Below are 23472 nucleotides of genomic sequence, written 5' to 3' on the forward strand. Positions count from 1 at the left end.
TGAACACTTTAAAGCGAAAATTTTATTAAATAATTTATATAAGAAAATTGGGGTTCATTTAGGATAATCGGGGTGCCGTGTAATATCACTTCACCCCAACATTTGACATAGAACCATAAAATTTAATATTGCTTCATTTTGATTTTCTACATTGTTAATAAATTTATCTAACCCCTCTAAATTTTGAATATCCATATGTCCATAAACTACTTCTTCAATCTTTTGCGGTTGGGCTTTATTAACAAACTCATAGACTTCTTTAACTGAACTACTTGATAAAGTATAAATTGTGTGTGTATCATTTGTGTTCATTATTGTTCCATTCTTTTCATTTATCCAGAGAAAAAATGAATCTTCACCAAGGCTAAATTGATATTGTGGATTAGTCATATTGACGATGCCTGGCTCTTTTTTTGAATCACTTAACGCCTTTTCAAAAACCTCTATTTCTTCTGCCTTTTTTAATTCTAAATGGTTTATTTTAGTTTTAAAGTTTGTTTCTACATTCTGTTCAGTTGTTGGTTCGCTTATTTGACTTTTTGGCTCCTGAGAACAGCCAACTAATACAAAATTAATTATTGATAGCATAATAATTATCTTTTTCAAAATATCTCCCCCTTGATTTAGACATTAGTATGAGAAAAAAGTTACAAATTTACTGACCTGCACCTTTACTTAATAAAAAAACGCGATCCTTCGCTTTTGAAGAATCGCGCCCGATAATTGAATACCAATCAGCTTCTATTAGCTGTTTTTGTTGAATAAACAACTTTAATATTTTTAAATGACTTTATTGTAAATTAAACAATATTGTTACTTAACACTGAGGGCATTGTAGGTTCTGGAATAATGACTTGAATATAAAATATTTACTGGGAAAGAAATAATTTAAAAGAAATATCGTAAAAGAGCCATCGTTAATACACCGACAACAACCGTTTTCGATAAACTCTTTGTTGCAATTGCAGTAATTAAAGTAGGAATTAATGCTCCGAGATTAAACCAATCAAATGTTACTATACTTTTTTCAGCATTAAATAATGATTCCAAGACAAGAGCACTTAATATACAAACAGGAATATATGACAGCCAGCGCAATACAACATCTGGCAATTGTACATTTCGCACCAAAATAAACGGAATCACCCGGGGCAGCCATGTAACGATTGCACAGCCGAGCATTAGTAAAATCATTGGTAGGGTTGTTGTCATTTTTCAGTCACCACCCCAATTGTTGCTACAATTACTGTTGCAATTAAAACAGCTAAGTGCCCTGGTAAGAAATATAGCAAACAATACATAATAATAGCCATTAATACAATAAGCTTTATATAATGCATCAGCTTACTTTTAGATAAATCAACAAGGTTAAGAACAAGCAATGCTCCAAACATTGAAATTAATGCAAAATCTAATCCTAGGCTTTCTGCATTTGGCAGCCACTTTCCAACTATTCCGCCTAATGTACATGAGGCAATCCATGTTATATATGCCGTTAAGTTAAGGCCATCCATCCAGTTCCCGCCAAGATGCTTTTCCTTTGTTAATTTAGTGACAGCTACCCCGAAGGTTTCGTCTGTTAATAATGTACCAAATCCGATATTTCGCAATGGTGAATAACGTGTGAAATGTGGTGCAACAGTTAACGACATAAGAAAGTGACGTAAATTTACAATAAAAGTTGTGATAATAATGACCGAAAATGGTGCCCCTGCAACATATAATCCACAAAAAATAAATTGGGCAGATCCAGCATATACAATCACAGATAATAGAAAAATTTCTAATATCGATAGATTAGAAGTAATTCCAATTACACCAAAAGCCAATCCGATACTTATGTATCCTAGTAGTGTTGGGATGCAATCTTTTATACCTTGTGAAAACGTATCAAGTGTAAGAGAATGATTAACATTTACCTGTGTGTTCAAGCGATTCGCTTCCTTTCGAAAAATATTAAATTTTGCAATAAAATAATGAAAAACTAGTAATATGTAACTTTAATAAACATGAGGAATAATGTAAATTTGATATATACAAAGATGAAATGTGAAACAAAATATAATCAAAATCGTTTAATAAACATATCGCTATACTATAAAGCTAAACAAATTCTTTTAAGTAATAGCTGATAAATAAGAAATATGAAATTTACTACGGTTGTCAAAATGTTTTTTAACTATGATTGAAAATTTAGACTATAATAAAATAATCAGTAATATTTCAAAAGTCTGTCTTTTATAGTATACACTTGTCATTTAAAATGAACAATTGGTTGGTGAGAAAAATGGAGCAAATGAGTAAAAATATAGGGTATCAATTAAAAAAAATACGTCAACTACGAAGTTTAAGTTTAGATGATGTTGCCAAAGCTACAAATGTAAGCAAAGCACAGTTGGCACAAATTGAAAAAGGTGATTCAAATCCGACAGTTTCGACCATTTGGAAAATTGCTTCCGGTATGCGAATCTCATTCTCTTCATTACTACAACCACCAAAAGAACAATTTCAAAAATACAATGATAAAACCTCGACTGTTGTTTCCGAAGAAGATGGAGGTTACCGAGTTTTTTCCATTATTCCATATGCACCAGAGCGTGGATGGGAATTTTACAAAATTGAAATGGATCCTGGTGTGATACATAGGAGTGAAGCACATCCAGAAGGAGTAGAGGAAACTTTAACTGTAATACAAGGACAAGCTGTTGTTCATGCTGGAGGTATGGAAGAGCTGCTGGAGGAAGGAGATACGCTTGTATTTTCCGGACATCAAGAGCATCATTACCATAACCCTACAGATAAGGTTTCAATTTTACATTTAATTATTCAATATCGATAGAGGGTGGGACATGTGAACGATTGGTTTACAGTAGAAAACATTGAAAATTTAGCAGCACATTATCGGACACTTGGACCGCTGATTGGTATTCTATTGCCTTTCATTGAAGCATTCTTGCCATTCTTGCCTTTAGTTGTCATAGTAGTTGCCAATGCCAGCTCATATGGCTTGTGGTTAGGCTTCCTATTATCATGGATCGGGACGGTTCTTGGATCATATGCAGTTTTTTTAATTGTAAGGAGATTTGGCAGACATCCTCGTTTAAAGGTTTTTATAGAGAAAGAAAAGGTTCAAAAGCTTATCAAATGGGTTGATATGCGGGGATTAAGCCCACTTTTTATTTTACTTTGTTTTCCATTTACCCCTTCAGTTTTAGTAAATATTGTCGCTGGGTTATCGAATATTAAGAAAAAATATTATTTGTTCGTGATAATGGCAGGAAAATTCGTAATGATTGCGAGTATGAGTGCTTTAGGCTATGACCTTAAAGCGTTGCTAACAGATCCGGTGAAATTAATATTTGCTGGGATTGGAATCTTCTTGCTTTGGATTATAGGAAAAGGCTTTGAAAAACATTTAAACAAAAAAGTTGAGCGAGATTTAAAACAAGGAGAAGATAAAAAAAAGAAAGTTAAAATGTCAGTGAAAAAAGAGCGGTTATTATAAATCGCTCTTTTTTCTTCATTAAAACAGATGTTTATTGTATTGGGAGCGGAAGACGGAATGATAAAGCCTCTCCAGAGAACCATGCGATTTCGTAGAGGAGTTAGGAAAGGAAGTAAACTAGAAAATCTACGTGACAATGGTTATCTGTCCAACATTGTGTTGGCCAAAGCACGAGTCCGAAATTGGGCACATAAAGTTTTACCGAAAACGACAGCGGCAGGTATAATTACGCCAAGGGGTAATTGATACGGAATTTTATCAATTATACTAAAAAAATATTATAATAGAAGTTGTAACTTTTTATAGATGCTTAAAATAAAAGATTAATAAAAGTATAAAAAATTTATAAGACTCGAACATACATTCTTGTATAAAATAGAAATAATACGTGGGAAAAGGGGGATGCTTCATGTCGTTGCGAGTAATCAGTGGACGAGCTGGGACAGGGAAAACAACACTTATCCATAATGAAATCGTGAAGGAATTAAAAGAACAGCCATTGGGCGCACCGATTTACTTAATTGTTCCAGATCAAATGTCGTATCAAGCAGAATATATGCTAACAAATAATTACGATATTCGAGGCATTATAAGAGCGCAAGTGATGACCTTTAAACGACTTGCCTGGTATATATTGCAAGAAACTGGTGGCATTGCGAAGGAACAAATTGATAAGATTGGCTACCGGATGTTGATTCGCCGTTTACTTGCTGAAAACAAGGATCAATTTACACTTTTCCGACAAGCAGCAGATAAACGGGGTTTTACAGAAGAAGTTGAACAGCTAATTAAAGAATTTAGCCAATATAATATCGACAGTACTGTATTAAACGAAGCCATTACCAAGCTGGAACAGACATCTGCACCAAATACATTAATTGCTAAGACGAAAGATTTACAAATCATTTTAGATAAATTAGAAGAAGTTCTCGGAGATAGTTATGTCGATAGTGATGGTTTTTATCCGATTTTAATTGAGCAACTGCAAAATTCACAGAAATTAAAAGAAGCTCATATTTATATCGATGGTTTTACTGCATTTACAGTTAGGGAGTTTGAAATTGTAAAGCAACTATTAGCCCTTGCAAAAAGAGTAACTGTCGTATTGCCTTTTGAAGATGTAAATGATAAAGATGATGATCAGGCTGTTTTTTATCGGTCAGCAGTTATGTACGACAAATTAATACAAGAGGCGCATAATTTTCAAATTGAAATAGAACCTCGCATTCATTTAGAGAACTGTTACCGATACCATAATTATGACTTGCAACATGTTGAAGAGCAGTTTCATGAATCTATCCCTAAAACTGCTCAAGCAGATGGATATGTCCAAATTATTGAAGGGGCAAATCGGCGAGCAGAAATTCATGCTATTGCCCGGGAAATATGTCGAATCGTACAAGAAGAGGGAGTTCGTTATCGAGATATAGGGATCATGTATCGTCAAGCAGATATTTATGATCCATTAATCGAAACAATTTTTGCCCAATACGATCTTCCGGTATTTACTAATGAGAAGAAGCCAATGCTGCATCATCCATTAATCGAGTTTAGCCGTTCAATTTTAGAAGTTATGACATCCAATTGGCAATACGAACCTGTATTCAGAAGTGTTAAAACAGATTTACTTTTCCCATTAAATAGTGATTTAAAAGAAATGCGTGAGAAGGCTGACCTGTTCGAAAACTTTGTCATTGCACAAGGTATTTACGGATATCGGTGGTTTGAAGATGCTCGCTGGTTTTATAAAAAGTACCGCGGGTTAGAGTTCTTTTCTAAACATCAAACAGATGAAGAACTCAAAATGCAGCAGCTAATAGATGAAATGAAGGAAATAATAAAAACCCCTCTTGAAAAATTGCAAGCGGCCTTATCCAAAGCTGAAACTGGACGAGATATCGCAATGGCACTGTACAACTGTATTGATGAACTACAAGTATATGATAAGTTGCAAGTTCTAAAAGATACAGAATTAGAAGAGCATGAATTACACGGTGCTAGTGAACATGATCAGGCATGGAATCGTTGGATTAATGTTTTAGATCAATTTGTTATTATGTTTGGAGATCAAAAACTAACAATTGAAGAAGCAGCTCAAATTTTAGATGAAGGGTATGATACGCTCAAGTTTTCAAAAATCCCTCCATCTGTTGATGAAATAACAGTTGCAACCGTTGAATTTTCACGCTTTGATAATAAAAAAGTTGTCTTTGTCATCGGAGTCAATGATGGAGTATATCCAATGCGAATGGATTACGAAGGATTAATTACAGATGTTGAAAGAGGCTGGTTCGCAGATATTGATACAGAACTTTCACCGACTTCAAAACATCGTTTATTGCAAGAAGCATTTTTGATTTATCGTGCATTTTCTTCGCCAAGTGATCGACTTTATGTTACTTATGCAAGTGCTGATGAGGAAAGTAAAGCGTTATTACCGTCCTTATATATAAATCGTCTGCATAAATTGTTTGAAGTCAATGGTATTAAGACATTGCCTCACAAGAGAGTTCTGATTGATCCAGCTGAAGAATTAAATCCTAAAAACGTATTGTCCTACCTTCAGCATCCAAGAACATCGCTCGCGTTTTTAATTATGCAGCTTCGCCAAGCAGAATATTCACAAAACCTAGCTCCGGAATGGCTTGCATTAAAAGTTTTTTATGAACAAGCGGATGATTGGAAACACGTTCTACAAACCGTAATGCGTCCATTGGAAAAGAAAAATGTCGCAGAGAAATTAACTCAAGATATTACTGAAGAATTATATGGGACAGAGCTTACATCCAGTGTTTCTCGAATTGAGAAGTTTTATCGCTGTCCATTTTCTCACTTCACAACATATGGTTTGCGATTAGAAGAACGAGCTGTATATAGGCTTGAAAATTTTGCTATGGGTGATTTGTTCCATGAGGCATTAAAATGGATAACGCTTGAAACAAAACGTCTAAACTTGCAGTGGAATCGATTGACTCGTACACAATGCAGCCAATTAGCACGGCAAGCTGTTGAGCAAATCGTTCCGGTATTTTCTCATCAAATACTATTAAGCAGTGCCCGTTATCGTTATATTCAACGAAAATTAATTCGAATTGTTGAACGTACGATGATAGCACTGTCACAACATGCTAAACTATCATTTTTTAAACCGATTGCAATAGAAGCAGCTTTCGGGCCGAATGAACAGCTACCACCTTTAGAAATTAATTTAAATAATGGACGTAAAATGCATTTGCGAGGTAGAATCGACCGAATTGATAGTGCTGAAATTGGCAATAAATCCTATTTACGAGTGGTAGATTATAAATCTTCTAGCCGTGATTTAGATTTAAATGAAGTGTATCACGGTCTTTCCCTACAGCTATTAACGTATTTAGATGTTGCATTAGAGAATGCCAGCAACTGGTTAGATCGTGATGCTGATGCTGCGGGTGTCTTGTATGTCCATGTTCATAATCCAATTTTAAAAATTGAACAGGAATTAGATGATATGACATTAGAATTGGAGCGCATGAAAAAATATCGCATGAGAGGGCTGCTCACTGAAAACTCTGAGTCTTTAATTGCAATGGATGAAGAATTAGAACTTGGTGGTAGTTCGAAAATTGTGCCCGTCTATTTAAAAAAGGATGGTACAGCATCACCATCGATGTCACGTATTGTTTCACCTGATGAAATGAAAGAAATAAAGCAATATGTAAGGTTAAAGCATCAGGCGGCAGGAAACGGTATATTAAATGGAGAAACTGCTATCCGTCCATATAGATTAAAAGGAAAGACAGCATGTGATTTTTGCAGCTTCAAATCAGTATGCCAGTTTGACCCGACAGACAATGAACAACATTACTATCAGCTTCAATCAGATAAACCGGTTAATATCGTGTCAAAAATAAGAGAGGAGTTGAAGGGCAATGGTGCTATCGATTCCAAATAAAGGACCTGATGTTACTTGGACAGATGAACAGTGGAAGGCCATATGGGCAACAGGGCAGGATACTCTTGTTTCTGCAGCAGCAGGCTCAGGAAAAACAGCAGTATTAATTAATCGTATGATAGAAAAAGTCATTTCGAAAGATAATCCAATTGATGTGGACGAGCTTCTCGTCGTAACTTTTACTAATGCCTCAGCTGCTGAAATGCGTCATAGAATGGCAGAAGCGCTGGAAAAAGAAATTGCGAAAGATCCACGCAACGCACATTTACGTCGACAATTAAGTCTAGTTAATAAAGCTCAAATTTCAACTTTGCACTCTTTTTGTTTAGCTATTGTTCGTCAATATGCCTACTTAATTGACATTGATCCAGGTTTTCGAATTGCAAATGAAGGGGAATCTGCATTACTTCGTGATGATGTGCTTGCAGAGGTGCTTGAAGAAGCATATGACAATGAGGATGAGTTAAAGGTTAATGCTGTTTACCGATTAGTAGATAGTTTTACCTCTGATCGAGATGACCAAGCAATCGAAACTTTAATTGATAAACTGTATGAAATTTCTCGAGTTCATCCTGAACCAACAAAATGGTTGCGTTCACTTCCAGCACAATATGATTTGCCTGATGATATAACGATTGATGATTTACCTTATATTGAATCTTTAAAAAGTGCGATTAAATTTAGTTTAGAAGAGGCTCGAGCACATATTGAAGAGGTTCGCCAGCATGCTTTAAAACCAGATGGACCCTTTGCATACGGAGAAACAGCAGAATTGGATTTTGCATTGATTGAAGAAGCAATACGCCGTATTCAGCATGGTACATGGCAAGAAGCATTTGATTTCTTTTCAACACTGAAATGGTCCACTCTAGCTAGAATGAAAAAGGATAGCTGCGATATAGAGCTGCAGGAAAAAGCTAAGAAAAAACGAGACCTAGCTAAAAAAGTCGTTGGACAAATAAAAGAAGCATTTTTCATGAGAAAGCCTGAACGGCTCTTGCAAGAAATACGATTGATGGCGCCAATTATTGAAACTTTAGTTGAATTAACCGAGCAGTTTGGCGAAAAGTTTAAAGCAGCTAAGCTCGAGCGGGGATTGGTAGATTTTTCAGATTTGGAACATTATGCACTTGAAATTTTAACTGTTAAAGAAGATGGAAAATTGCAGCCCTCCCCTGTTGCGAAAGATTTTAAAAATCGTTTTAAAGAAGTACTTGTAGATGAATATCAAGATACAAATATGCTTCAAGAAACGATACTTCAATTAGTAAAGAGTGGCACCGAAGTAGATGGTAATCTATTTATGGTTGGTGACGTGAAGCAATCCATTTATCGATTCCGTTTAGCTGAGCCTATGCTTTTCTTAAATAAATATAATTTGTTTGAAGAGGAACCAATTTCAAATGGATTAAAAATTGATTTAAATGCTAACTTCCGCAGTAGGGAGGAAGTTCTGCACGGTACGAATTTTATATTTGAACAAATTATGGGAGAGACGGTCGGAGAAATTGCCTATGACGAAAAAGCAGGTTTAAAACCAGGAGCTCCTTATAATAAAGTTGATATGCCCATCGAGCTAGCGATTTTATATGAGGAGCAAGAGGAAGACACTTCCGATTTAGATGATGAAGAGCAGATGGATGCAATCATTGAGGAAGAGATGAAAAAGTCCCAGCAGGAAGCACGTTTCATTATTAAGCGAATTCGAGAGCTTATGGATAATGGTGCAACGGTATATGACGCAAAGCAAAAAGACCCAGAGAAACGAATTCGCCCTATGCGGTATAGTGATATTGTTATTTTAATGCGTTCTATGACCTGGTCAAGTGATTTAGTTGAGGAATTTAAAGCTGCAGGGATTCCGTTGTATGCTGAGTCTTCAAAAGGTTATTTTGAAGCACTTGAAGTAATGGTAATGTTAAATGTTTTAAAGGTTGTTGATAATCCTTATCAAGATATTCCGCTAGCTTCTGTCTTGCGATCTCCATTTATCGGTTGTACTGAAAATGAATTGGCAGCTATTCGATTAGTAAATAAAAAGGTTCCATTTTATGAGGCAGTAAAACAGTTTGTTGAAGAAGAAAGAAGCGGCATTAATTTAATTACTGCTGAGAAATTACAAACGTTTTTACACCAACTAAATACATGGAGAAATTTAGCACGTCGAGGTTCGCTATCAGATTTAATTTGGAAAATTTATATCGATACAAACTATTATGAGATGGTAGGAGCAATGGCGAACGGCAAGCAGCGTCAGGCCAACTTGCGTACACTGCATGATCGCGCTCTAATGTACGAAAAAACTTCATTCAGAGGATTGTTCCGTTTTTTGCGGTTTATTGATCGCATGAAATCTCGCGGGGATGATTTAGGTGTAGCGAAGTCTATTGGTGAAAAGGATGATGTTGTTCGACTAGTAACGATTCATTCTTCTAAAGGTTTGGAATATCCAGTTGTTTTCGTTGCAGGATTAGGAAGAAGCTTTAACCAAATGGATTTTAGCAATTCTTACTTATTTGACCAACAATTTGGACTTGCCGTCAAAGCGATAGATCCAGATGACCGTATAATGTATACATCATTGCCTTTTTTAGCGATGAAAGAAAAAAAGATACTGGAAATGAAAGCAGAAGAAATGCGTATTTTATATGTAGCAATGACGCGTGCAAAAGAGAGACTTATTTTAATTGGTTCTGTGAAAAATTGGGATAAAACACGTCAGGCATGGTGTGAAGCACAGCGTATTCCACATGAAGATATGCTGCCAGACTATATTCGGGCACGTGCTAAAAATTATTTAGATTGGATTGGACCTGCTGTTGCTAGACATAGTTGTTTTGAACCCTTTACTGATGAACCATACACGCCAATTGTACATCCATCAAAATGGGATGTAACTGCTATTTCAAATACGCTATTTATGAGTACATCACTTTCACAACAAGAAGGCGAAACGGAACAAACATTCCAACAAGAGGTTGATCTCAAGTTGGTAGATGAATTAAAAAAACGTTTTTTAACACCTTATCAATTTCAACATTCAATTACAAAAAAATCTAAAACTAGCGTTTCTGAAATAAAAAGAATTGAAACGATGCAGCGTGAAGAGGAGCCTGAAACATACACTGTTCAGAATAAAACTTCGAGTGCAACGAAGCGGCCAATGTTTTTACAGGAAAAAGCACTGTCTGCAACCGAAATTGGTACAGTTGTCCATACTGTGATGCAGCATGCTCCAAAGGAAGGGCTCCATTATGTCGATGAAGTACAGCAATATTTGCAGACGTTAATTGAAAAGAAATTGTTAACGGAAGAAGAAGCTAAAGTAGTAGAAGCTGAAAAAGTAATCCAATTTTTCTCAGCGCCAATCGGGCAACGATTTATTTATGCGAAACAAGTATTCAGGGAAGTACCATTTACATTAAGTAGAGTAGATGAACAAGGTGATTCCCAAATTGTACAAGGGATATTGGATTGCTTGTTTGAAGATGAACAAGGGAAATGGGTATTGTTAGATTATAAAACTGATAAAATATTGCCGTCATTCCAAGATGAGCCCGCATTAATAAATACAATGAATGAGCGTTATGGTATACAGCTTCGAATTTATAGTGAAGCAGTTGAATCGATTCTGCAAATCAAGGTCGATGAAAAAGTATTGTATTTATATAATGCGCAAAAAGAAATCCGCCTTGATTAAATAATATAAAGCAGTCTATTAATTTTAAAAATTGATAGACTGTTTTTTTCAAGGAGCATTATAAATATTGTAAAATAAGAGATAGATTTACTTGAACTAGACGGATAGATAAAGGAGAACGAATTGTGAATTTTCAACCAACAACATTAAATGAGAGGGTTGACTCTCTTGATATTTTGCGCGGGTTTAGTTTACTAGGCATTTTGCTAGTAAATATGTTTGGATTTTATTTACCGATGCCTCATGTTTTAGACTTAAATAGTTGGTTTACAAGTGCAGAAGATATTATATGGCATCAAACACTGGATATTTATGTACAAGGAAGCTTTTATCCTTTATTTTCAATGCTATTTGGCTATGGATTAGCTATGCAGTATATGAAGGCAGAACGTACGGGGACTAGCTTTTATAAGTTTGCGCCCAAAAGGCTTATTGTTTTATTATGTCTCGGCCTAATTCATGCATTTTTAATTTGGTGGGGCGATATTTTAACGATGTATGCCTTTTGCGGATTTTTCCTGTTATTATTTATCCGTTTTAGCGGCGGATGGTTGCTGACATTTGGAATCATTATTAATAGTTTAATGCATATTTTTATTCTGTTAATATATGCTCTTGCAGGCATGATGAGTGCAGAGTATGAAACACCGGCAGTCGATATTGCGCTAATTAATAGTGCGATTACAGCATATGGTGTTGGTGGCTGGGGCGATGCATTTGTTCAAAGATTAAAAGATTTATCGGTACAAATGAGCATAGGCATGTGGATTTCATCTTTAGTAACTATATTGCCTTATATGCTAATTGGTGCAGCAGCAGCAAAATGGCGTTTAATCGAACGTGCAAAAGAATTGAAAATCTTTTGGATAAGTTTCGCAATCATTTTTGTAGCAGCAGGCTTATTTATAAAAAGCGCACCATTTATGTTTACACGTACTTATATACTAGATTATTTAAAGGTTTATGTTGGTGGTCCAATTTTATCAATTGGCTATATTGCACTAATTGTAAGCATTTGTTTATTGCCAACAGCCGCTAAACTACTTACACCAATTGCAACAGCTGGAAGAATGTCATTAACTTTATACATTATGCAATCAATTATTTGTACGATACTATTTTATAATTTTGGCTTTGGACTGTATGGCAAAGTTGATGTTCAAATGGGTACGCTTATTGCAATTGGAATTTTTGTAGTACAAGTAATCCTTGCAGAACTATGGTTTACTAAGTTTAAACAAGGTCCGCTTGAATTAGCAGTAAAAAGAATAGTTTATCCCCCAATTAAAAGGCAGTAATTTTCAGTAGAAAGTAAACCGACAGATGTATTGAAGTAGTAAATATAAAAGTGAAATCAACAACTCGTAAATGTCCGAAGTATGGACTAAAAGCGCCACGTTTTGCGCCAATCGCTTTTGTGGCAACCTCTGTATTACACAATTTATGTTTGACAATAACTATCAGTCAGTGGGGAAAAAAACCCCCACTGATAAAGTTTTATTTTAAAAAAAAAATGTTGTCGGAAAAATAAGCATTTTCAAATAATATGATGTATGATGGTATAAATGATACGTTTTCTTCGTGGGGAGAGGGATCGCCTTCCTAACACGAATCCGTATGAACGAAGTAAAAAGGAGCGCCATTATTTATGAAGATTTTATCGTTTAAATCAAATGGAGAAGTAAAATTCGGACCGAAAGTAAAAAAAGAAGAAGCGGTATGGGATGTTTTAGCTATTCAAAAAGAGCTAAAAGTTCTTCCTTCTTTTCCAAGCGAAATTATTAATGGAATCGCACTAGGTTTTGACTTTGTAGAACAGATTCGTAAATTAGTAGAAGCAGCTATAAAATCTGACCAAGTAGAACAATTTAAAAGTTCTTTTACTGAAATAGAATGGCTTTCACCAATTCCGAGAACACCAAAAAATATTTTATGTATCGGCAAAAACTATGATGAACATGCAAAAGAAATGGGTTCAAAAGCAGCGCCTAAAGATTTATTAGTATTTACAAAATCACCTACTTCAATTGCTGCTGATGAACAAGTGCTGCCGATTCACGGAAACAAAACAAATTCGCTAGATTACGAGGGTGAATTAGCAGTTGTAATTGGGAAGCATGGCAAAGATATCCCTAAAAATTTAGCATTTGATTATGTGTTTGGTTATACCATTGCAAATGATATTACAGCTCGTGATTTACAGGATCGACATAAGCAGTACTTCTTAGGAAAAAGTTTAGATGGTACTTGTCCATTAGGGCCTTATATTGTAACAAAGGATGAAATTGCAGATCCTCAAAAGTTAACTGTTGTTACAAAAGTAAACGGTGAAGTTCGTCAAAATGGTTCGACTAAGGATATGATGTTTACTGTAGAAGAATTAATTTCAATCTTATCTCAGTATGTAACTTTGGAGCCAGGGGACGTTATATTAACTGGTACACCAGCCGGAGTAGGAAAAGGAATGACGCCACCAACGTTTTTAAAAGCTGGTGATGAAGTAAAAGTTTCTATTGAGGGAATTGGAACTCTATCTAATAGATTTGAATAATTGATTTATAAACATTGGAGGTGCATAATAGCCTCCAATGTTTTTTATTTGGGATGTTTAACTTGGGTGTTGATGTTCTACAAAATTCTATTGTTGGTGCATTTGCTGATACTAGGATAAGGATAGAGGGGCTTATCTTTTCACATTCTCTGAAAATAGTGAACATTGCGTGTCGATATTGTAAAAGAGATTATTATATTTGAATCCACTTCTTACACATGGTAGGATAATGCTGACAAAGAAAATTAAGGTGGGGACTAAATGGACTTTTTAACAAGCTCAACGCATTTACACATTACTACTTGGGTAATTGCATTAGTACTATTTTTTGTGGCAGCTTTAGCATCAAAATCTAAAGGGATCCACATGGCATTACGATTATTCTATATTTTGATTATTATTACTGGCGGTGCTTTATTCATTGAAGGAATGGATTATAACATGGGTATGGACTATGGTATTAAATTCATTCTAGGTATTTTAGTAATTGGTATGATGGAAATGGTTTTAGTCCGAAAAGCTAAAAACAAACCTACAGCGGTATTCTGGGTACTATTCGCAATTTTCCTATTTGCAGTTTTATTCTATGGCTTCAAATTACCAATGGGAGAAAATTTCTTAGCGTAATTAGGCAATGCTCTTATTTTAATAGCCGTATAAAGCAATTATAAAAACTGACCCAAAAGGTTAATTTAAATCTTTTGGGTCATCTTCTTTTTGTGGGATTATAATGTAGTTATAAGAAGTGAGTATGTTTATAGTTCACAAGAAAGGATAGTAAAAAATGCTGCCGATAATAATGCTAGTATTTATCCTATGTTTAATGGGAAGTTTCGTTCTGTTCGCTTTTTTACAAAAAACCACAAATTTTTCTGCTGAAAACTCCATCTTAACGAAAAAAGAGCTGAAAGATATACAGAAAAAAATTAAGGAACTTGAATAAGCAAAGTACTAAAAGTATGTGAAATTTCGTGAAAGTTTCAAAGTGCGTAAAAAGCAGTAAAAGCGCGTAAATATTGCACGAAAGCACGTAAAAACTACTAAAAAATGCGTAAAAAGTGTATGAAACCGCGTAAAAATTCCAAGGTGCGAAAAAAAGCAGTAAAAGCGCGTAAATGTTGCGCGAAAGCACGTAAGAACTGTTAAAAAATGCATAAAAGGTGTATGAAATCGCGTAAAAATTCCAAGGTGCGAAAAAAAGCAGTAAAAGCGCGTAAATGTTGTACGAAAGCACATAAAAACTACTAAAAAATGCGTAAAAAGTGTATGAAACCGCGTAAAAATTCCAAGTTACGTAAAAAAGCAGTAAAAGCGCGTAAATGTTGTACGAAAGCACATAAAAACTACTAAAAAATGCGTAAAAAGTGTATGAAACCGCGTAAAAATTCCAAGTTGCGTAAAAAAGCAGTAAAAGCGCGTAAATGTTGTACGAAAGCACGTAAATACTTCCCAAAACCGCGTAAAAAGTATGTAAAACCGCGTAAAAATTTCCTATAACGCGTAAAATTCATTGTTTTTTTGGATATCTTTGATAAAAAGACAGAGTTATTTCAAAATAAAATCGTGATTGTCACTGTTTTGCCCTATTTATTGTTGCATTTTGTCATTTTAACTTGAAAAGATAGCTGTATATCTTTTTTTTTTGGTAAAATGACGATGGTATGGTTTGAAAGAGAGGGATAATTTTGAAATTCAAAAAATGGTTTAGTGCTACTGCTGCATCAGTATTACTGGCTGCATCGTTTACAGCAACAACCGTAGCAAATGCTGAAGAAACAAAATCAATCACAGATGAAAGTATATATGATTTACTAGTAGATCGTTTTTTTAATGGTTCTGCACAAAACGATTACAATGCAGATCCCAAAGACCCTAGTCAATTTGCAGGTGGGGACTTCAAGGGAATCGGTGAAAAACTCTCTTTAATTAAAAAAGATATGGGCTTTTCTATAGCATCTATTGGCTCTGTTTTTGCAACTGAAAAATACGATGGTTCAATGGTAACTAGCTATACTGAAATTGAACCACATTTTGGTACAGCAGATGAGTTGAAGCAATTAATTCAAAATGCAGAGCAAAATGGTGTTTCCATTATGATTGATTTTCCGTTAACGAATGTGAGTGAAAATCATGAATGGGTACAAGATGCTGCAAAAGCTGATTGGATAGTTGGTACTTCGAATGGGAAAGTTCGATGGAATTTAAAAAATGAAGAAGTGCAACAAGCACTTATTGAAGCAATCGTAAACTTTGTCTCTACATATAAAGTTGGTGGAGTTAGATTAACAAATTTAGATATAGCGGATACCTCTTTTTTAAACGAAATGATTGAAGCTATAAAAGGCGTTAATGATCAAATTTATGTCATTTCAAACGAAGATAGTAATGCAAATTTTGATGCAACATATTACGGGGAAACAAACGAAATATTCCGCAATATTTATAAAAATGTTGATCAGGATTCGTCTAATCAATTGAAATATATTGAAAACTATGTTCAAAATCAAGAGGCTCCTACACAATTAATGATTGATAATCTCAATACTGACCGTTTTACATTGGATGTTGAAGCTTATCCTCCAACAAGGGTAAAGCTTGCTACTGCTGCAACATTGCTTTTGCCAGGTGTTCCAGTTATGCAATATGGAACAGAAATAGTAATGAATGGTGAAGCAGGCCCAGAAGCGCATCAATTATATAACTTCCGTACGGATAAAGAAATTGTTGATTTGATTGGTAATATCCAAACGATTCGCAATAAATCCGAAACGCTGCGAAGTGGAGATTTTAAATTATTAAAAAATGAAAATGGTTTTTTAGCATTTGAGCGTTATTCTGATGATGAAAGATGGATTGTTGTCATTAATAACACAGGGAAAACAACAAGAATTGATGTTCCAGAAGAGGAAATCGGAGCAGATAAAGAAATTCGCGGTATGTTAGAGGATGATATTATTCGTGTAAACGAAGAGGGAGTGTATCCAATCGTCCTTGATCGTGAAGTAATCGAAATCTTCCAGGTTACTGAAAAAAGAGGCATTAATATGTCTTATGTAATTGCTTTAGGATTAGTCTACATTCTGTTTATTGGATTTATCGTAGCAATCATTAAACGCGGAAGACGACAAAGAGTACAAGAAAATTAAATGTTAAATCGGCAAAATCATGTATTTGATTTTGCCGATTTTTTTGTACTCTTAATAGAAATTAAGAAATTAAAGCTATAACTCATTTTCATAAAATAATGTACATAAAAATATATATGTTTAACAAATTTACTTGTTATTAGAACATCAATGTGCAGTTTTTTGTTTCATTTTCTTTAAATATCTATAAGTTCTGTAATACAAGTTTTTTAAAATCATAATAGTAATTTATAAATAAATTTCTAACGTTCTTAAAAACAATTGCTAGAGAGGAGAGTTAATTTGGAAACAGACGTGCTTTTAAGGATTAAAGATTTACACATAGGTTTTCGAATTAATGAATCGTTCTATAATGCAGTCGATGGGGTATCACTTACTCTTCGAAAAAATGAAATTCTTGCAATTGTTGGAGAATCCGGCTGCGGCAAAAGTACGCTTGCTACATCGATAATTGGGCTGTTTGACCGTAGTAATACAAGAATACAGGGTGAAATTTTATTTAAAAATAAAAACTTAGCGACCTTAACAGAAGATCAACTCAATGATATTCGCGGACTTGACATTAGTATGATTTTTCAAGATCCACTTTCTGCATTAAATCCGCTTATGCGGATTGGGGAACAGATTGAAGAAGGATTAATTTATCATACGAAGTTTTCAAGTCATGATCGAAAACGAAAAGTACTAGAATTGTTAAAACAGGTAGGGATTCAAAATCCGAATCGAGTTTCAAGGCAATTTCCACATCAGCTATCTGGTGGCATGAGACAGCGTGTAATGATTGCCATTGCGATTTCTTGTAAACCGAAAATTATTATTGCCGATGAACCGACTACAGCATTGGATGTAACAATACAAGCTCAAATTTTAGATTTGCTAGTCGAGATGCAGCAGGAGACTGGGGCGGGTATTATTTTAATTACACACGATTTAGGTATAGTAGCAGAAGTAGCAAATCGAGTGGCTGTTATGTACGCAGGGGAAATAATAGAAGAAGCACCTGTAAAAGAATTATTTCTTTATCCGAAGCATCCATATACTCGGTCACTGCTCCATTCGATTCCTCAAATGAACAGTTATACAAATCGACTAAATGCGATAGAGGGGATGGTTCCTTCTTTAAAATATTTACCGAGATTAGGTTGTCGTTTTTCTTCCCGTATTCCTTGGATTCGTAAAGAGGCACATGAGAAACGGCCGGCATTGCATGAAATTTCACCAGGACACTTCGTTCGTTGCACCTGTTGGAAAGAGTTTCATTTCAACAAGGTTAAAGGAGACGGAACTTATGAGCTTTATGCGAATTAATAATTTGAAGGTTCATTTTCCTGTTCGTGGAGGCTTTTACAATACAATCATTGATACTGTCTATGCAGTTGATGGGGTCAGTATGGAACTTGAAAGAGGAAAAGCATATGGATTAGTTGGTGAATCGGGTTGTGGAAAATCAACGCTTGGGAAGGCAATTATTGGCTTGGAGAAAATTACCTCTGGGAGTATTTATTATAAGGGAAAGAACATTACAAATAAACGAAGAGATAGAAAATCTATTTATAATCGTGACATTCAAATGATTTTTCAAGATTCACATTCGAGCTTAAATCCTCGAAAACGAATTCAGGACATTATTGCTGAACCGATACGAAATTTTTTAAATCTAACTCCTAAAGAGGAAAACCGTAAAATTAGCGAGTTATTGGAAATTGTCGGAATGCCTGAAGATGCAAGGTTCAAGTATCCTCATGAATTTTCCGGCGGACAAAAACAACGTATCGGGATTGCTCGTTCTATTGCCACAAATCCAAAACTAATTATTGCCGATGAACCGGTATCTGCTCTTGATTTATCAGTGCAAGCGCAAGTGTTGAATTTTATGAAAGATATTCAAGATGAATTTCACTTAAGCTATTTATTTATTTCACATGATTTAGGGGTTGTAAAACATATGTGTGACCATATTTCAATTATGTATAAAGGACGTTTTGTTGAGACAGGGACGAAATATGACATATACAATAACCCACAGCATATTTATACAAAGCGTTTACTGTCAGCTATACCGAAAGTTACACCGATTGGGCGTGAAAAGCGTAAACGTGAGCGAATAAAAGTTGAACAATATTATCAAAAAGAGTATAAAAAATATTTCGATGAACACGGTCGAGTTTTAGATTTAGTGCCTATTTCCAGAACTCATTTTGTAGCGACGACTTCACGTTAAAGGAGGTCAGTTCATGTGGAAAACAATTGTTAGACGTTTTCTATTAATGATTCCACAACTATTTGTACTGAGCATTCTGATATTTATATTGGCAAAATTTATGCCAGGTGACCCTTTTACAGGTTTAATTACACCCGAAACGGATCCTTCACGAATTGAAGAATTGACAGAAAAAGCAGGATTAAATGACCCATGGCATATTCAATATGTACGTTGGATTGCTAGGGCCGTTCAAGGCGATTTTGGAATGAGTTATACGTTTAAAAGGGATGTCGCTTCTTTAATTGGGGAACGTGCATTAAATACATTTTGGCTATCATTTTTAAGTGTAATTTTACTTTATGCCATAGCGATTCCATTAGGAATTCTCGCTGGGCGCTATCATAATTCACGTTTAGATAAAACAGTTATATTTTACAGCTTTTTTACGTATGCAATACCAACATTCGTACTATCACTCGTATTTCTTTATATTTTTGGCTATAAGCTTGAATGGTTTCCAACAAGCGGAAGTGTGGATATCAAATATGAGCCAGGTACACTAGGCTACATTTGGAGTAAGGGCTATCATATTATATTGCCAGCTATTACTTATGCAATTCTTGGAACAACGGGCGTTATTCAATATTTGCGATCTGAAATAATTGATACGAAAGCAATGGATTTTGTACGAACAGCTCGCAGCAAAGGAATACCGACGAGAAAAGTATATTCAAAGCATATTATTCGAAATTCTTTGCTGCCAATCGCCGCATTTTTAGGCTTTACAATCACCGGATTATTAGGGGGCTCTATTTTTATAGAAACAATATTTGGCTACCCAGGAATGGGGCAGTTATTTGTTTCATCCATTTCCTCACGTGATTATAGTGTTATTACAGCTCTTGTCATGTTATATGGTTTCTTAACACTTTTAGGAAGTTTATTATCCGATATTATTATGAGCATTGTCGACCCGCGAATAAGGATTGAATAAGGAATGTAAAGGAGGTTTGCTGAAAGTATGAATAAGAAATATAAACGAAAGAAAAAATATAAAAGCTCTCCTCCAACTGGTATTCAAGTCATTTTTCGAGAGTTTAGGAAAGATAAAATCGCAATGTTTTCCTTTATTTCTTTAGTAACAGTCATTGTTGCGGTATTTATAGGAGCTTATTTTATTATCGATCAAGAGGCGTTAATGCGCATAAGCCTTAAAGATAATTATGCCGAGCCTAGTGGGAAGTTCCTTTTAGGAGCTGATCAAGGTGGGAAAGATATACTTAGACAAATAATTGTAGGTGCGAAAAATTCTATTATAATTGCAATGTCAATCACACTTATAACTGGAATTTTTGGTATTTTCGTTGGCTTAATATGCGGGTATTTTGGAGGATGGATTGATAATTTGTTTATGCGAATCATCGATTTTTTCATTACCATTCCTTCTCTAATGTTAATTATTGTATTTGTTACAATTGTTCCGAAATATTCAATTAGTTCTTTTGTATTTATTATGAGCTTATTTCTATGGACAGGTACTGCAAGGCTTGTTCGTTCCAAAGTGCTGTCAGAAAGTAAACGTGATTATGTACAAGCATCAAAAACACTTGGTACAAATGATTTTGTCATCATCGTAAGAGAGATATTACCAAATTTAAGTTCCATTATTATTGTTGAATTAACATTAAATTTTGCTGGCAACGTGGGAATCGAGACGGGGCTATCCTACTTAGGTTTTGGTTTGCCGCCGACAACACCATCTCTTGGTACATTAGTTAGCCATGCAAATAATCCTCTTGTCATACAACAATATTGGTGGGTATGGCTTCCGGCATCCTTATTTATTTTATTGATGATGCTTGCTATCAATTATGTTGGACAAGCGCTAAGACGTTCTGCTGATTCGCGTCAACGCTTTGGTTAAATTTTTAATAAACTTGAAAATTATCTTAGCTCCAGTCCCAGCATATTGAAGTTATTTTAGCGTACCTCGGGCTAAAGCTGTAAAAGATTATCGTTTTTCGTTTTCGATTTTCATGGATGTAACTAGTGCAGAATTTGAAACAAAGGTTTTTTGGAGTTAATGCCGATCCTCTTGGAGATTACATGATGTGCGCCACGCTTTTAGATAAATGGATGCAGCAAGAATTGTCACAATGCTAAGCAAGGCGCTTCCGCTTTTCTTGTAGTTCGTATAAATGTTGGAATACTAGTCACGGATAATCATACAAAAAGGGAGGAAGTACATTGAGAATACGTAGGTGGTCATTACTAGTTTTATTAATTTCAATACTACTCGTATTAGCAGCATGTAGAGGAGACGATAAAATAAAAAGCAAGGAAGCAGCAAAAGAACAAACTACAGAGGATTTATTTGATGTATCAGTTTCCAATAAGGGAGAGCCTATTAAAGGCGGGACACTTCAGGTTGCCATCGTGAAGGATGAACCTTTCAAAGGAGTATTTTCCTGGGAGCTTTATGAGGATGGTTATGATGCTAATATTATGAGCTGGGCATCAAATTCTATTTTTGAAGTAGATGGTGATTTTTTAATTACAGATGAAGGCATTGCTTCAATGGATGTTGATCAAAAAAATAAAAAAGTAACGATAAAAATACGCGACGGCGTAAAATGGTCTGACGGAGAACCATTAAAAATTGAAGATGTTATTTTGCCATATTTAATCATCGGTCATCCGTCCTATACAGGTGTACGTCATGACTCTTCATTCCAAAATATTGTCGGCGCTGAAGAATATCATTCTGGAAAGGCGAAAACTATTTCTGGCATTAAGAAAATTGATGATGAAACTTTAGAAATTAGTTTTAAACAGTTATCTCCTGCTATATACTCAGGCGGAGATGGTCTATGGACATACGCTGCACCAAGTCATCAAATAGCTGATATTCCTATCGATCAATTAATTGAGTCAGATGAAGTAAGAAAAAATCCCGTAACGTTAGGTCCATTTAAATTCAAAAAAATTGTTCCAGGTGAATCTGTGCAATTTGTAAAGAATGAGTATTATTGGAAAGGTAAGCCAAAACTTGACGGCGTTGTTATTAAAATTGTTCCATCAAGTTCTATTTCAGTTGCAATAGGATCAGGTAATTATGATCTTGTCATGGGCTTTAATGCAACAAAAATGCCGGAAATAGAAAATTACAACAATATTAACGTCTTAGGGCGACCAGAATTGTATTACTCATACCTCGGTTTTAAGGTTGGGAAGTATAACTACGAAGCTAAAAAAGTAGAAACGAATATGAACGGTTCAAAAATGGGCAATAAAAAATTACGTCAAGCAATGGGCTATGCTTTAGATATCGAACAAGTATCTGAAGTGTTCTATCATAATTTGCGTACACGTGCCAATTCATTAATTCCACCAGCATTTGCTTCGTTTTATGATAAAAGTTTAAAGGGTTATTACTATGATCCAGAGAAAGCAAAAAGTTTATTAGATGATGCTGGTTATGTTGATGTTAATGGCGATGGATTACGTGAAGATCCAAATGGGAAAAAGTTAGAAATTAAACTAGCTGCACTATCAGGTGATTCGGCACAAGAAGAAATAATTGCCTACTATATTCAAAATTGGAAGGATATTGGACTAAATGTAACGTTAACTTCAGACCGCTTGATTGAGTTCAACTCTTTCTATGATCGAGTACGAGCTGATGATCCAGAAATTGATATTTTCATGGGTGCTTGGGGAACGGGGACGAACCCTTCACCGGCAGGATTATTTGGTGCAACTGACCAATATAACTTCACTCGTTATACTTCTAAGAGTTTGGAAACAACTATTAAAAATATTGATTCTGCTAAATCGTTTGATAAAAAATACCGTGCACAACAGTTCCGTGCATTTCAACAGCATTTAGAAGATGTTGCAACAATGATTCCAATGCAATTCCGATATGAAATTTATCCTGTTAATAAGCGGGTAAAAAATTATAGTATTGATTATAGTAATCCGACTGAGCTGCACGAAATAGAATTAGTAGCTGAAGAGCCAATTGCTTCGAAATAATGTAATGTTTTTTATAGATGACTCATAGTTATTTTATTAGCTACGGGTCATCTTTTTTAGTTTGAGTATAGGATGATGCTTTAGAGCTAGATTGAAATTTTTGGAGATGTTAGCTGACTAGAAGGGGATACATACATTTAGTCATTAGGATAAAATAAACAGGCAATTGAAAGCTTTATTTAAGCGATTCTTACTGAACAGTTGACTTTTTCGTGATATACGAAGTGAAGGCAACCTACTGTCAAATCAGACGGTAAATTGCCTTTTTTCTCACTTTATTCACCGCTGCCAAATGGCAACCAAAGCGACATTTGCGGGAATAAAACAACTAATGCTAAAAATGCAATCATAAGAATAATAAATGGAATTACCCCTTTAACAACAACCCCAAGTTT

General features: G+C 35.0%; 18 protein-coding genes. 15 read left to right on the forward strand and 3 right to left on the reverse strand.

Annotated features, from left to right (window positions below):
* Positions 1-90: 90 nt before the first annotated feature.
* From EKG35_RS15555 to EKG35_RS15565, 3 genes are all read right to left on the reverse strand, one after another.
* The gene (locus EKG35_RS15555; RefSeq protein WP_126295457.1) at positions 91-606 is read right to left on the reverse strand and encodes a YhfM domain-containing protein; all 516 of its coding nucleotides are present in this window, start codon (positions 604-606) and stop codon (positions 91-93) included.
* Positions 607-888: 282 nt separating this feature from the next.
* Positions 889-1212 (reverse strand): AzlD domain-containing protein, encoded by a 324-nt coding sequence (locus EKG35_RS15560; protein WP_126295458.1) that lies wholly within the window; start codon positions 1210-1212, stop codon positions 889-891.
* The gene (locus EKG35_RS15565) at positions 1209-1931 is read right to left on the reverse strand and encodes an AzlC family ABC transporter permease (RefSeq protein WP_126295459.1); all 723 of its coding nucleotides are present in this window, start codon (positions 1929-1931) and stop codon (positions 1209-1211) included. The genes EKG35_RS15560 and EKG35_RS15565 overlap by 4 nt, the downstream gene beginning before the upstream one ends.
* A 356-nt stretch (positions 1932-2287) precedes the next feature.
* Between EKG35_RS15565 and EKG35_RS15570 the strand changes: the two genes are divergently transcribed.
* The 15 genes from EKG35_RS15570 (at position 2288) to EKG35_RS15630 (ending at position 23077) form a co-directional block, all read left to right on the forward strand.
* A complete protein-coding gene (locus EKG35_RS15570; RefSeq protein WP_126295472.1) occupies positions 2288-2839 on the forward strand; it encodes a helix-turn-helix domain-containing protein in 552 nt (183 codons plus the stop codon).
* Positions 2840-2851: 12 nt separating this feature from the next.
* Positions 2852-3505 (forward strand): TVP38/TMEM64 family protein, encoded by a 654-nt coding sequence (locus tag EKG35_RS15575; protein ID WP_126295460.1) that lies wholly within the window; start codon positions 2852-2854, stop codon positions 3503-3505.
* Between the two features lie 81 nt (positions 3506-3586).
* Positions 3587-3751 carry a hypothetical protein gene (locus tag EKG35_RS21040; RefSeq protein WP_185807787.1) on the forward strand — a complete coding sequence of 55 codons (165 nt, stop codon included), beginning with the start codon at positions 3587-3589 and terminating at the stop codon, positions 3749-3751.
* A 163-nt stretch (positions 3752-3914) separates the two neighbouring features.
* The gene (addB, locus tag EKG35_RS15580; RefSeq protein ID WP_126295461.1) at positions 3915-7439 is read left to right on the forward strand and encodes a helicase-exonuclease AddAB subunit AddB; all 3525 of its coding nucleotides are present in this window, start codon (positions 3915-3917) and stop codon (positions 7437-7439) included.
* A complete protein-coding gene (addA, locus tag EKG35_RS15585) occupies positions 7417-11139 on the forward strand; it encodes a helicase-exonuclease AddAB subunit AddA (protein WP_126295462.1) in 3723 nt (1240 codons plus the stop codon). Before addB ends, addA begins: the two co-directional genes overlap by 23 nt.
* A 125-nt stretch (positions 11140-11264) precedes the next feature.
* The gene (locus EKG35_RS15590) at positions 11265-12437 is read left to right on the forward strand and encodes a DUF418 domain-containing protein (protein WP_126295463.1); all 1173 of its coding nucleotides are present in this window, start codon (positions 11265-11267) and stop codon (positions 12435-12437) included.
* Between the two features lie 350 nt (positions 12438-12787).
* A complete protein-coding gene (locus EKG35_RS15595; protein ID WP_126295464.1) occupies positions 12788-13690 on the forward strand; it encodes a fumarylacetoacetate hydrolase family protein in 903 nt (300 codons plus the stop codon).
* Positions 13691-13951: 261 nt separating this feature from the next.
* Positions 13952-14317 carry a YisL family protein gene (locus EKG35_RS15600; protein WP_126295465.1) on the forward strand — a complete coding sequence of 122 codons (366 nt, stop codon included), beginning with the start codon at positions 13952-13954 and terminating at the stop codon, positions 14315-14317.
* A gap of 741 nt (positions 14318-15058) precedes the next feature.
* A complete protein-coding gene (locus tag EKG35_RS21465) occupies positions 15059-15187 on the forward strand; it encodes a hypothetical protein (protein ID WP_281274630.1) in 129 nt (42 codons plus the stop codon).
* A gap of 188 nt (positions 15188-15375) precedes the next feature.
* A complete protein-coding gene (locus EKG35_RS15605) occupies positions 15376-16836 on the forward strand; it encodes an alpha-amylase family glycosyl hydrolase (RefSeq protein ID WP_126295466.1) in 1461 nt (486 codons plus the stop codon).
* A 282-nt stretch (positions 16837-17118) separates the two neighbouring features.
* Positions 17119-18144 (forward strand): ABC transporter ATP-binding protein, encoded by a 1026-nt coding sequence (locus EKG35_RS15610; RefSeq protein ID WP_126295467.1) that lies wholly within the window; start codon positions 17119-17121, stop codon positions 18142-18144.
* Positions 18125-19057: an ATP-binding cassette domain-containing protein gene (locus EKG35_RS15615; RefSeq protein WP_126295468.1), complete on the forward strand. Its 933-nt coding sequence runs from the start codon at positions 18125-18127 to the stop codon at positions 19055-19057. Before EKG35_RS15610 ends, EKG35_RS15615 begins: the two co-directional genes overlap by 20 nt.
* A gap of 13 nt (positions 19058-19070) precedes the next feature.
* Complete coding sequence (gene opp4B, locus EKG35_RS15620) at positions 19071-20033, forward strand: oligopeptide ABC transporter permease (protein WP_126295469.1); 963 nt, start codon at positions 19071-19073, stop codon at positions 20031-20033.
* Positions 20034-20060: 27 nt separating this feature from the next.
* On the forward strand, positions 20061-20963 hold the full coding sequence (locus tag EKG35_RS15625; RefSeq protein ID WP_126295470.1) for an ABC transporter permease: 903 nt from the start codon (positions 20061-20063) through the stop codon (positions 20961-20963).
* A 323-nt stretch (positions 20964-21286) separates the two neighbouring features.
* The gene (locus EKG35_RS15630; RefSeq protein WP_126295471.1) at positions 21287-23077 is read left to right on the forward strand and encodes an oligopeptide ABC transporter substrate-binding protein; all 1791 of its coding nucleotides are present in this window, start codon (positions 21287-21289) and stop codon (positions 23075-23077) included.
* Positions 23078-23472: the final 395 nt, after the last annotated feature.

The organism is Lysinibacillus telephonicus (assembly GCF_003966145.1).
Classification (GTDB): Bacteria; Bacillota; Bacilli; order Bacillales_A; family Planococcaceae; genus Ureibacillus; species Ureibacillus telephonicus.